Origin of the sequence: Rahnella sp. PAMC25617 (genome assembly GCF_050606005.1) — a bacterium.
Classification (GTDB): domain Bacteria; phylum Pseudomonadota; class Gammaproteobacteria; order Enterobacterales; family Enterobacteriaceae; genus Rahnella; species Rahnella variigena.
On the sequence record NZ_JBOCUM010000039.1, the window covers coordinates 1 to 323 of the forward strand.

1 rRNA gene is annotated in these 323 nt (G+C 46.4%); it reads right to left on the reverse strand.

The window, feature by feature from the left end:
* Window positions 1-209, reverse strand: a 16S ribosomal RNA gene (locus ACM615_RS23785); the annotation flags it as partial.
* Window positions 210-323 lie beyond the last annotated feature (114 nt).

The window sequence follows — 323 nt, forward strand, 5'->3', positions numbered from 1 at the left end:
AAGGTCCCCCACTTTGCTCTTACGAGGTCATGCGGTATTAGCTACCGTTTCCAGTAGTTATCCCCCTCCATCAGGCAGTTTCCCAGACATTACTCACCCGTCCGCCGCTCGCCGGCAAAGTAGCAAGCTACTTCCCGCTGCCGCTCGACTTGCATGTGTTAGGCCTGCCGCCAGCGTTCAATCTGAGCCATGATCAAACTCTTCAATTAAAAGTTCGATTTGCTTAAACAAGTTAAGCGGTGCTCAGAGATTACTTCGTAATAATTCAACTAAATGAATTACTGCTTGGTCACTCTAAGACTTGACATTACTGTCAATAAATA